Source organism: Cohaesibacter sp. ES.047, assembly GCF_900215505.1.
In the GTDB taxonomy this organism is placed as follows: Bacteria; Pseudomonadota; Alphaproteobacteria; order Rhizobiales; family Cohaesibacteraceae; genus Cohaesibacter.
The window spans coordinates 4,473,166-4,484,321 of record NZ_LT907844.1; the positions used below are offsets into that span (position 1 = coordinate 4,473,166).

General features: G+C 54.4%; 7 protein-coding genes. 2 read left to right on the forward strand and 5 right to left on the reverse strand.

Features of this window, described 5'->3' with window-relative positions; genetic code table 11:
• Nucleotides 1-74: 74 nt before the first annotated feature.
• Nucleotides 75-698: a LysE family translocator gene (locus CPH65_RS20470; RefSeq protein WP_096175555.1), complete on the reverse strand. Its 624-nt coding sequence runs from the start codon at nt 696-698 to the stop codon at nt 75-77.
• Between the two features lie 105 nt (nt 699-803).
• Nucleotides 804-1,133 (reverse strand): hypothetical protein, encoded by a 330-nt coding sequence (locus tag CPH65_RS20475; protein ID WP_096175556.1) that lies wholly within the window; start codon nt 1,131-1,133, stop codon nt 804-806.
• A 437-nt stretch (nt 1,134-1,570) separates the two neighbouring features.
• Between CPH65_RS20475 and CPH65_RS20480 the strand changes: the two genes are divergently transcribed.
• Entirely contained in the window at nt 1,571-3,058 is a 1,488-nt protein-coding gene (locus CPH65_RS20480) for an AMP nucleosidase (protein ID WP_096175557.1), read from the forward strand.
• A gap of 91 nt (nt 3,059-3,149) precedes the next feature.
• On the opposite strand, the gene CPH65_RS20485 is transcribed toward CPH65_RS20480, so the two are convergent.
• Together CPH65_RS20485 and CPH65_RS20490 are read right to left on the reverse strand one after the other, a co-directional pair.
• Nucleotides 3,150-4,718 carry an EAL domain-containing protein gene (locus CPH65_RS20485; RefSeq protein WP_172891557.1) on the reverse strand — a complete coding sequence of 523 codons (1,569 nt, stop codon included), beginning with the start codon at nt 4,716-4,718 and terminating at the stop codon, nt 3,150-3,152.
• A 182-nt stretch (nt 4,719-4,900) separates the two neighbouring features.
• On the reverse strand, nt 4,901-6,574 hold the full coding sequence (locus CPH65_RS20490) for an EAL domain-containing protein (RefSeq protein WP_157747834.1): 1,674 nt from the start codon (nt 6,572-6,574) through the stop codon (nt 4,901-4,903).
• Nucleotides 6,575-6,994: 420 nt separating this feature from the next.
• Between CPH65_RS20490 and CPH65_RS20500 the strand changes: the two genes are divergently transcribed.
• Complete coding sequence (locus CPH65_RS20500) at nt 6,995-9,202, forward strand: hypothetical protein (protein WP_096175561.1); 2,208 nt, start codon at nt 6,995-6,997, stop codon at nt 9,200-9,202.
• Between the two features lie 104 nt (nt 9,203-9,306).
• Here CPH65_RS20500 and aspS read toward each other — a convergent pair whose 3' ends face one another.
• Entirely contained in the window at nt 9,307-11,088 is a 1,782-nt protein-coding gene (aspS, locus tag CPH65_RS20505) for an aspartate--tRNA ligase (RefSeq protein WP_096175562.1), read from the reverse strand.
• Between the last annotated feature and the right edge of the window lie 68 nt (nt 11,089-11,156).

Sequence of the window (11,156 nt, forward strand, 5' to 3'; positions counted from 1 at the left end):
CAAAATAGAAAGCCCCGCTCAGATCGAGCGGGGCTTTTTCATTTCTATGGCAGATCTATAAAAGAAACCCGACCTCAACGCTCCGTCAGCGCAAGGCGGGCGCCGAGCATGACGAAGGTCGCAGCAAATCCGCGCTTCAGCCAATTCATAACGGTCGGACGGGTCAAGACCTTGTCCCTGACAGACGCAGCAGCAAGGCCAACGAGCGCGAAAACAACGAACGTCATCAGCATGAACACGGCCCCGAGCGCGGCCATTTCAAACACCGGATTGACCTCATCTACATGAATGAACTGCGGCAGAAAGGCCAGAAAGAAAATCGACAGCTTGGGATTGAGCAGATTGAGCAGAATGCCGTCGCGAATAATCACCAGCGCCGTGCGCCCTTCCCTGTTTTCCGCACCAAGGCTCTCGGCGTCCAGCTGCCCTTTCTCCTTGAGCATTTTGTAAGCCATATAAAGAAGATAGGCGACGCCAGCAAACTTGACGATCTGAAACGCCATGGCGCTGGCATGGAGCAGTGCCGCAAGCCCCAGAATGGCGGCGGCAATATGGGAAATGATGGAAAGCGTGCCGCCGAGCGCAGCAAGTAGGCCAGCGCGAAAGCCATAACCAAGCGTGGTGGCTAAGGTATAGATCATACCGGTTCCGGGCGTGATCACGACAAACAATGAAGTAATGAGAAACTCAATGGACATGGGTGGCTCCGAAAGAAAAATCGATCCCGGCCACTATAGGTCATGAAATGAGTGAAATACAATCACGGTTACCCGGCCGCAAGACCGGATGAAAGCAAAGCCCGATTATTCGAACTCGCACTTGTTCATGGTGCCGAAATGCCGCAATCGCAGCACCTGTTGCCCCTTGATCTCGGCCTCACAGCCAAATCGCGCCCCGACATAGGGGAGGATATGGGCTTCGACCACTGTCTGATCGGACACTGTCTGACAGACCCGCGCGCCAATGGGAAAGCTGCGCTCAATGCGCTCAACAGGAGATTTCATGAAAAGGATAAGGCTGCGATCCGTCACGTTGACAAGACAGGCAGCTTGAGACGATGCCACCTGTGACGCCAGCAGCACAAGCGTTGCCGAGAGCAATATGATGGGTTTCACGAACTGTCCGACAGTCATTTCAGATCTCCTATTCTATTCGACCCGATCGGCCAAAAGAAACCAATGTATCCAGTCATTTTCAGGTTTCCCCCACAGCGACCCTTCGACCATGGCGAAAGAGTTTTATACTCACGTAAGCTGTTGCGAAGCTGACTTACCGCCTCAAGCGTCGTAAGTAACAAATTACTCACCTTAGAGTACGCCTAACTGTGTAAACAAATTGAAAAATTGCATCCTTACAATTTCACAAGAAAAACGCTGCACAATAGCTCGCAACAAATGAAGGATATTGTGTGGCAGATCCGACGAGCCCAAGCTGATAGCCGGAAATCCACCACTATTGAATGATCGCAAAATTGCAACAGCAGGCCTGCAAGTGTTGCCGAAGAAGATTTTCTCTTGACCTTTTTGCAAAAAACGCAGAAAAGGCCAGAGGAAAAGGAGAAAGAACAACAATGAATTCCCCCTTTTCCGTAATTGCACCAAATCAGTTCAATCACGAAACCTACCGCAACGCCGAAGACGCGATTGACCGGTTGCTGCTGATCTATGAATCGCACACCGAGTTTCTGCAGTCCGCATTCGCGCGTGTGGCCAACGGTGATGTACCCATATCGGGACGCTATCGCGCCACCTACCCCGAAATCCGCCTGACCACGGACACCCACGCCCACATCGACAGCCGCTTGTCCTTTGGTCATGTGCCCGGACCGGGGCAGTACACCACAACCATCACCCGTCCCGATCTGTTTCGACACTACCTGAAAACCCAGATCGAACTGCTGCTGGCCAATCACAATGTGGGCATCGAAGTCGGCCCGTCGAACACGCCGATCCCTGTTCACTTTGCCTGGCCCAATGGCATGGATGTCGATGGTTCGTTGCCGGAAACATGGGAGCGTCCCTTGCGCGACGTGTTCGATGTGCCGGATCTGTCCATCACCGATGACGCCATTGTCAACGGCACACAGCATTACGCGCCTGACGAGATCATCCCGCTTGCACCCTTTACCGGACCACGCATCGACTACTCGCTTCATCGTCTTGCCCATTACACGGCGACCCGGCCCGAGCACTTCCAGAATTTCGTCCTCTTTACCAACTACCAATTCTATGTCGACGAATTCGTGAACTGGGCCCGTAAAGAAATTGCCAGTGGCAACTCTGAATATGAAGCCTTTGTCGAACCGGGCAATGTCGAGACTCCACGCGGTGCCACATCGCCTGAGATCGGCTCGCCGCTCGCGCGCCTGCCCCAGATGCCGGCCTACCATATGAAACGCAAGGGACGGGACGGCATCTCGATGGTCAACATCGGCGTCGGGCCATCAAACGCCAAGACGATCACCGACCATATCGCAGTGCTCCGCCCCCATGCCTGGCTGATGCTGGGCCATTGTGCGGGCCTGCGCAACACGCAGCGTCTTGGCGATTATGTCCTCGCACATGGCTATGTCCGCGAGGATCATGTTCTGGACGCGGACTTGCCCACCTGGGTGCCCATTCCGCCCCTAGCCGAAATTCAGGTCGCACTCGAAAAGGCCGTCGCCGACATCACTGGCTACAGCGGCTACGAGCTCAAGCGGATCATGCGAACCGGGACCGTCGCAACGATCGACAACCGGAACTGGGAATTGCGCGACCACCGGGAACCGGTGGAGCGCCTGTCCCAGTCTCGCGCCATCGGGCTGGATATGGAATCGGCCACGATTGCCGCCAATGGATTCCGCTTCCGCGTTCCTTACGGCACGCTTCTGTGCGTCTCGGACAAACCACTTCATGGCGAATTGAAGCTCCCCGGCATGGCCAGCTCATTCTACAACGAACAAGTCGGCCAGCATCTTCAAATCGGCATCAGAGCGTTGGAAGAGCTGCGCAAGATGCCGATAGAACGCATTCATTCTAGGAAACTGCGCAGCTTCGCAGAAACGGCCTTCCAGTGATTGCGAACTGATCATCAAAAAGAAAAAGCGGCCCTCAGGAGCCGCTTTTTTTATTCTGAAAAGCAAATGAACAAGAGCCTCGGCTGCGCAATCAGGCAGCGTTCACGGCTTCATCCAATTCCTCGGGCGCCGCGTCCTTCTGTGAGGCAAGGGCCCGGGAAGCCTTGTACAATTCGGCAAACGATGAGGCGGGTAGCGGCGGCGCGAAGAGATAGCCTTGCGCGGCAGACACACCCATTCGGCGCAATTCGACCACCTGCCTCTCGGTTTCGATGCCCTCAGCAATCACTCCGATGTTGAGGCGAGCGGCCAGCTCAATCAATCCCTTGACCAACTCGGTTCCCGCAAGTCCCTGATCGATGGCATCCACCATAAGCTTGTCGAGCTTGAGAATATCAACACCGATGCTCGTCAGATTGTACAGGCCACTGTGACCCGATCCCACATCATCGAGAGCGATTTCGGACCCCAATGCCTGAATGCGGCTGATGATATCCTTGGCCAGGGTCAAGTCGGTAATCGGAACCCGATCTGACACTTCAAAGATCAGATTCGTGTAGCCAACCGAGCTTTCGCCGAAAACGCTCTGGACGTCATCGACGATGGCCTCGTCAACCAACTGGCTTGAAAAGAGATTGAACGAGACTTTCAGATCGCCACCACCATCAATGAGCGGGGCAATCACGTCCCTTGCATCTTCCATGATCCGGTTGGTGACTTCTCGCGTGACCCGATAGTTCTGAGCCAGCGGGATGAATTCGTGTGGTTGAACGACAGTGCCATCTGGCTTGTTCCAGCGTGTCAGCACTTCGCATCCCGTGATTCGGCCCGTTTCCAGACACACGATCGGCTGCATGAACGGCACAAATTCTCCATTGTCCAATGCAGCCAGAATGCGATCCCCCTCGGTCGGACGATACCGCCCAAGAAGAAATCCACCAACCAGCGCAATGGCACAAAGAATGAAACCGAATGCATTGATCATCTTGCGCGGTTGATGCGCAATGACATCAAGCGCAGCCTTGGAGACCGAGATGTTGACCTCGAACGGCATGAACTCGGACATGGCGCGAACATGGACAGAGGTCTCACCGCTTTCCAACGCTTCCAGAATGTACCATGGTTCGTTGTTGCCCAGAGACAGCATGGCAACACGGAAGCGGCGCAATTCGTTGCGAACAGGATCGATACGGATCAATTCGCCGGGCACCCGGGCCACCAGCCGGCGACCGTTGGTGATATGGCGAATAACCAGAAGAGAGGCCATCTCGCCTTCTTTCCTGCCCTCGGAAAGCGACAGCATCACCTCCGGATCATTGGTATCGTATGTCGACAAAAGCCCCTTCTGACGGGACGACTGACCAAGATCGGTGCAAACCAGATTGCCATTGCGATCAACCAGACCGATGGTGTCGATCCACGGGGTCGACCTGACGGCGTCACTGTAAAGGTAACGATGATCATGGGTGCAGGAAAGCCCCGACGAATTCGCAAGATCGTTCAACACCTTGATGGTGGTCTGCGTCGCCTCCGAGGCACGCTCCAGCATCAATTGCGCAGAAACATTGAGTCCTTCTTCGACTTCGGAGCGTGTCTGCCAATCAAGTACGCCGCGCGCGCCCATAGTGAGAAGCAACGCGCCCAACACTCCAAACGACATGTAGCCAGCAATTTTCGTGGCATTCCTAAACATGAATCCCCGCACCCCTATTCCCACCACCACTATACCCCACGAGCGATGAAAATTCGGTTGACATATTTGGCCTTAATATTCCGAGCCGAGATCTGCACAAACCTTCAAGCAAAGGCTTCGCGGTTCCTCTCACCAAAGGCACCTGTCGACTAGGCGCTAATCTCTTTGGGCATCGTAACGCTGTTGTCCGGCCCCAAAACGGTTGGAAGATCCTCAGGCGACTGATGACGAGGCGACTTGCCCAGTTTCTCAACCAGCTTGAGATAGGCAGAACTAGGAAGCGGAGGCGCAAACAGATAGCCTTGCGCTTCATCGACCCCCGCCTTGCGCAGATAGGAGAGCTGACCCTCGGTCTCCACCCCTTCTGCCACGACCACCATCTTCATCCCCTTCGCCATGGCACTGAGGGAATCGACAATGGGTGAGGTTTCGCTCTCAGCCGTGATGCTGTCGACAAACAGTTTGTCGATCTTGATGATGTCCATCCCGAGCTTCTGCAGATAGGCAAATCCCCCGTGGCCCGTCCCGGCATCATCCAGAGCGACCCGCACACCGAGCCGCTGCATCCGTTCTATGATAGCGCGAGCCCGGTCAAGATTCTCGAGCGGCTGGCGCTCTGTTACTTCAAAGACCAATTGCTTGAAGCGAACCCCGGAGTTGCCAAAAGTCCGTTCAATCTCGCTAACGATCTCGATATCATCGAAATGCCGGTTGAACAGGTTGATAGCGACCTTGAGATGCGGGAACCGCGCATAGGAATTCGACAATTCCACAGCGACCTGTTCCATCAAAAGGCTCGTCATTGGCAAGGCCAGTCCGGATGCTTCCGCCGTGTCGATGAAGTGGCCCGGCGGAACAATCGAACCATCGGATTTACGCCACCGCACCAGCACCTCGCATCCAGCAAGACGTCCGCTCTGGATATCGATGATCGGCTGATAGAACGGCACGAACTCCCGCAGCTTGATACCCTGCTTGATGCTGATATAGGGGCTGGGCTTGCGCATGCCCAAGCGAACGCAGAAAAACAGGATGAACACCCCGGTCAGCGCCGAAAACCCATGAATCACATTCATGATACCGTCAAAGGATTGCCAGACACTGGCAAAGGGGACCGAAATCGACACACCGATTGGGTAACGCTCAGAGGTCTTGCTGAGGGTCACAAGATCCCCCGCCCAAATCGGATCTTCCTGAATATCTGCAAACGGAGATGCCTGTCTCAGTTTTATCTCGGGTGATGTTTCAGCGATCACCGCTTCGTCGGCCAGTTTCACCGACATCCTATAATCGGAACCAAACTCGGTCTGCATGGAATCAAGATCGAATGATTCAGCAAGAATGAACGCACCAATCGAAACACCCTCTTTGATCTTCCAGGTGACGAGCAATCCATTTTTGTCCGTAAAGCCATCCACAACTGCAAAATAGTGCAAGTGAGGGACAGTTCCGGAAGCACCACCCGAAAGAAGATGGAGACGCGAAATATCCCGGATGGACGAGCAGTACATTTGATTTTTGTTGTAGATCAGGCCGATGTTATGCATATCGCCATGGCGCAGGGTCATCTCCCGAAACGATGCCTGAAGCGAAGCGTCACAGGCTGGCACGTGATTTTGGTGCGGCAAAGTAGTGAAAACGTCGACCGCGACCTGAATCAACCGTTCCGCATTGGCAAGCGATCGGGAGGCCGTCTGTTCCAGATTCCACACGGCCCGCGACTGCACATAGTCGCGCATGAGCACATGGGCAAGGAACATCGGTGCGAGACCGAGAACAACGCCCAGTAACATCAAAATGACCGATCGGATTCTGTTTCTCAAAGATTTGCTTCCCTATTGACTAAGCGACTTTAGGAAAAGACCCCTAACATTGCTTTAACCATCCGATTGCAAACAACAATTTTAAACGTGATAAGCACATTTCGATATCGGAACAGACGTGATAGGACTGGAGCAAACAACGTCCTGACAAGACAGGCATACAAAACTGATACATCCTGCCTATTGTCTTTTCCCCAGGACCGACACAGACTTCGTAATCTCGCAATGTCCCGCCCACATACTGCCGCTGGGAAACGGCGCGCACTGCGGGGCAACAACCGTCATTTCCGAAGCTTGCCGAGTCATTTCGTGCGTCTTGTTGCCACATTTCTCCGCAATGCTCCGCGCACTCCATTCACACGGAGCAAGACCAATTGGTCGTTCACTCTGCTCACTGATAGCCAAAAAGGCAATTTGCTTATGAAGCGCCACAGCTGGACCATTTCTTTCCTTCTTATTTCAACCTCATTGGCTCACGCCCAGAGCGGAGCTGAAGAGGCATTTTCGGAACTCATCCGGGACCTCAACCAGAGCGGCCTGTTCACCGCCGAGGTTGGATCCATGCACTATCAGGAAGATGGTGATGTCCTGACGGCTCAAAATGTCACCTACAAGTTTGACTGGTCACTCCCCGGTGACCTGATGTCGCTTAATGATGACTTGCTGAAGCTCGATGATCAAAACAAAGCCGATGGCAGCAAAAGCAGCGCTGCTTCGGACGGATCGAAAGAATCGGACGAGAAAGAAGATACCGAAGGCCACATATCCATGACCATGACAGTGCCAACGATCACGGCAACTGGCATGAGACTGGAGCTTGATGGTGTTTCCTACGACACGATGAGCTACGAAGGACATCAGTTCCTTGTCACCATCGATATGCCCGGCACCGACAACGACGCGACAATCAAGGGAACGGGCCTTGGCAAGGACGAAATGGTCAATGGCTATCAGCCATTTCTTGGCAAATTCGAAATCGCCTCTGACCGCCCGATTGGCAGCGTACTGGACTATATGCGTCCGCTGTTGCTCAAACCGCACCTCGACGAATACACCTCTGCAGGCTACACGACGACCCAACTCACAGGCAAAGGCGTGGTCACCGAAGAAGCCGAATTGGGGCCTCTGACCATGAAGAACATGCGGGACGGCAAGATCGAGAGCTACGAACTGGCCTATCAAAAGGGTGAGATGCCGCTTAGAGCCATGATGGCGGGTCAAACCGAGAGCGACGAGACACCCGATCAATCCCTCAAAGGGATACCTGAAAAGCTGACCTACGAAGTCGGAAAGACGACTTACAAGGATTACAATATTGCAGCCATGTTGGCCGCTATAGATCCCAACCTGTCGGCTCAAGACGACAACGCGATGGTTCTGTCCGAGGTCAATACCGGTCCGATCACAATGACCGCCACGGACCTCTTCGAATTTTCGATCGCCCCGTCGGTGATGAAGGACTTCGCGCTCAAGCAGCCTCAGACCTACATCGTTCCCCTGATCGATGAACTCATCGCCAAGGGTCAGTCACCGGAAAATCTGCCCGCTGAACAAAAACGCGCCCTGTTCCGGGCCGGCTTTGATCTCTTGCGCGGATTTAGCCTCGGGCTGAGTGAAAATGGTGAAATAAAAGCCAAGGGCACCATGCCCGAAGGCAAGTACAAGGGCCAGACAATCGAAGCCAGCATCGGCAAACTGCACGTTTCCGATATCAGCGCCGAAGGTGTTGGAGAAGTCTCCCTGTCAGGCGTAACCTATGGCGGTCCTCCGAGCATTCAGCTGTCCCTTGGACGTCTGGCGCTCGAGAACCTCGAATTCGCCAACTACGACGAAATTGAAAACTTCTTCATGCGCCGCCTTGAGGGACAGGATCCAACATCCGCAGAAATGGCAAAGATCGCCCCTGAAGGCTTTGACATTGCTATCAGCGATCTGTCCTATCAGGACGCAAAAGACAACAAGGTTAGCCTCGCGTCGCTTAAAACCGGCATGAAACGTCAAGGCCTTGCCATTCCGGCACTCTTCACGTCCAAGATCGACGAGCTGACGATTTCCAAATCACTGCTTCGCCATCCCCTCGCGTCGGTGCTGATGACCCAGCTTAATCTTGATAGTCTGACATTTAACCAAGACATCAAGATCGCCTGGGATGAAAACAGCGAAACCGTCAATGTGGATCCCCTTTCCATCGAGTTGATGCAGATAGCCAAACTGTCCGGTAACTTGGGCTTCGGCGGCATCATCCGGAACTATCTGGACAATCCGGAAATGGCGCAAGCGGCCATGATGACCGGCACGATCCAGCCTTCCAACCTCACGCTTGCTGATTTGGGCGGCCTTGACAACCTGATCGATCTGGCTGGCGTCACCACCGGCATGGGCCCCGATCAGGTGCGCGAATTCGCATCCAGTCAGGCTCAGGCGACCCTGTCTGCCTTTACCAAGCCCGACTTCGCCAAAGCGGTTGGCGGCGAGATCCGCGCCTTCCTGAGTGATCCCAAAAGCCTCAAGATCATGCTGAACCCGGGCGCACCCGTCCCCGTGATGCAGGTCCTGGCAGCAATGTCTCAGGATCCGGGCACTATTCCCGATCTGCTCAACATTGGTGTAGCAGCAAACGAGAATTAACCGAATAGCAGGTAAGAAGTCTGCATTTCGACATCATCAGACATAGAAAAAGGCGGCTTCGAAAGCCGCCTTTTTTATTGAATTCAGAAACTTGCAGAATTTTCTTATTCTGGAAGATTAAGTCTCAAATGCAGATCACGCAGCTGCTGATTGGTTGCGTCGCTCGGCGCGCCCATCATCAGGTCTTCGGCCTGCTGGTTCATCGGGAACAGTGAGATTTCGCGCAAGTTGGGCGTGCCGCAGAGCAGCATGATGATGCGATCCATACCAGCAGCCATACCGCCATGCGGAGGCGCGCCATACTGGAAGGCCCGATACATGCCGCCGAAACGCTCCTCGAGAACCTCTTCACTGTAACCGGCAATCTCAAATGCCTTCTTCATCACCTCGGTCTGGTGGTTACGAATGGCACCAGAGCCGATCTCGTAGCCGTTGCAGACGATGTCATACTGATAGGCATCCAGTTCAAGCGGATCGGTGTTTTCCAGCCCTTCCAGAGCCCCTTTGGGCATAGAGAACGGGTTGTGGCAGAAGTCGACCTTCTCTTCGTCGTCATTCCATTCGTACATCGGGAAGTCAACGATCCAGCAAAGGTCGTAGCGATCACGATCAATCAGATCAAGTTCTTCACCCACGCGGTTACGGGCGCGGCCCGCAAAATCGCAGAATTTCTTCGGATCACCGGCAACAAAGAAGCAGGCATCCCCGGCATCAAGACCAAGCTGGGTGCGGACTGCTTCGGTGCGTTCCGAACCGATGTTCTTGGCAAGAGGCCCTGCCCCTTCCAGAGATCCGTCTTCGCCCTTGCGCCAGAAGATATAGCCAAGGCCGGCTTGGCCTTCGCCCTGCGCCCAGCTGTTCATGCGGTCACAGAAGGTACGAGCGCCACCGGTTTTCGCCGGAATGCCCCAAACTTCGTTGGTGCTGTCTTCGAGCATACGCGCAAAGATCTTGAAGCCTGAGCCGCGGAAATGCTCGGAGACTTCTTCCATGACGATCGGAATACGCAAGTCAGGCTTGTCAGAGCCATATTTGCGTAGCGCTTCCTTGTATGGGATGCGCGGGAAGTCCTGCGTGACAGGTTTGCCCTCGGCAAATTCTTCGAACAGGCCGCGAATGACCGGCTCCATCGTGTTGATGATGTCTTCCTGCTCGACGAAGCTCATTTCCATATCGAGCTGATAGAACTCACCCGGCAGGCGATCTGCACGCGGATCTTCATCGCGGAAGCAAGGCGCGATCTGGAAATACTTGTCAAAGCCAGACATCATCAAGAGCTGCTTGAACTGCTGCGGAGCCTGCGGCAGCGCATAGAATTTACCCGGATGAATACGGGATGGAACGAGGAAGTCGCGCGCCCCTTCCGGAGAAGACGCGGTCAGAATTGGCGTCTGGAATTCATTGAAGCCGATCTCGTTCATCCGGCGACGTGCAGACGCCATAACTGCCGAGCGCTTCAGGATGTTTGCGTGCAAGGTTTCGCGGCGCAAATCCAGAAAACGATACTTGAGGCGAATATCTTCAGGATAATCCGGCTCACCAAACACCGGAAGCGGCAGCTCTTTGGAAGCGCCAAGAACATCCAGTTTGGATATGAAGATCTCGATCTTGCCGGTTGGCAAAGTCTCGTTGATGGTGTCCTCGCTGCGCGCCTTAACTTCGCCCTCGATCCGGATACACCACTCGCCGCGCACTTTTTCTGCAGCGGCAAAGGCTGGCGAGTCGGGGTCGGCCACGACCTGAGTGAGGCCATACTGGTCCCGCAAATCGATGAAAAGAAGACCACCATGGTCGCGGACCCGGTGAACCCAACCGGAAAGGCGAACGGTTTCGCCCACATGGCTCTCGCGAAGATCGCCACAGGTATGGCTGCGATAAGGATGCATGAACAGTACCCTGATGCTTGAGAGAGCGCCCGCACGATCGCCGGACCGGGGAGCTTTCCTCTCCAATG

Excerpts from the sequence above, each read along its gene's own strand:
- aspS (WP_096175562.1), bottom strand. The coding sequence starts at position 11,088 with ATGCATCCTTATCGCAGCCATACCTGTGGCGATCTTCGCGAGAGCCAT.
- CPH65_RS20485 (WP_172891557.1), bottom strand. The coding sequence starts at position 4,718 with ATGTCGTTTGGAGTGTTGGGCGCGTTGCTTCTCACTATGGGCGCGCGC.
- CPH65_RS20475 (WP_096175556.1), bottom strand. The coding sequence starts at position 1,133 with ATGACTGTCGGACAGTTCGTGAAACCCATCATATTGCTCTCGGCAACG.
- CPH65_RS20480 (WP_096175557.1), top strand. The coding sequence starts at position 1,571 with ATGAATTCCCCCTTTTCCGTAATTGCACCAAATCAGTTCAATCACGAA.
- CPH65_RS20470 (WP_096175555.1), bottom strand. The coding sequence starts at position 698 with ATGTCCATTGAGTTTCTCATTACTTCATTGTTTGTCGTGATCACGCCC.
- CPH65_RS20500 (WP_096175561.1), top strand. The coding sequence starts at position 6,995 with ATGAAGCGCCACAGCTGGACCATTTCTTTCCTTCTTATTTCAACCTCA.